General features: G+C 74.7%; 1 protein-coding gene. It reads right to left on the bottom strand.

Going from position 1 to position 707, the window contains the following annotated elements; genetic code table 11:
* On the bottom strand, nt 1-707 hold a 707-nt coding region (locus tag A5698_RS18260; RefSeq protein WP_231967448.1), incomplete at both ends, for a 3'-5' exonuclease.

The raw sequence follows: 707 nt of genomic DNA on the forward strand, positions 1-707 counted from the left end.
GCGGTCGGCGACCCCGGCGGGTTCGGCCTGCCCGGTGTCGTCGAGTTGCACCGCGCGCCGCCACAGTGCGGTGATATCGCGGCCGCCCAGCCGCAAGCGCGGCCCGGTGAGCACCCGCATGGCCGCGCTGCCCGCAGTCGGGTCGGCGATCATCCGCAGCATCGCGACCACGTCGGCGACCTCCGGCACGCCCAAGAGGCCCGCCAGTCCGACGACCTCGACCGGCACACCGCGAGCGGTGAGCGCGTCGGCCATCGGTGCGGCGTCGGCGTTGCGCCGCACCAGCACGGCCGCCGTCGGCGCCGGCACTCCCTCGTCGCGGGCGCGGTCGTAGAGGCCGGCGATGTGGTCGGCAACCCAGTCCCGTTCGGCTGCAACATCGTTCAGCAGCGCGCACCGGATCGTTCCCGGCTGGGCATCGGGTCGGGGCAGGAGTGAGCGCACCGCGACGGAACGACGCCGCGCCTGCTCCGAAACGGCGTTGGCCAGGTGCAGCGCACGGGGCGGGTTGCGCCAGCTCGTCCGCAGCTCCAGGGTGGGCGCCGGCGTCCCGTCCGACCGCGGGAAATCGGTGGTGAAGCGCGGCAGGTTGGTCGCCGATGCGCCGCGCCACCCGTAGATCGACTGGATGGGGTCGCCGACCGCATCGCAGCGCAGGCCGCCCCCGACGCCGACACCGCATGCCTCGCAGAGGCCGTCACCGATCC

The organism is Mycobacterium sp. E136, from assembly GCF_001666865.1.
Lineage (GTDB): Bacteria > Actinomycetota > Actinomycetes > Mycobacteriales > Mycobacteriaceae > Mycobacterium.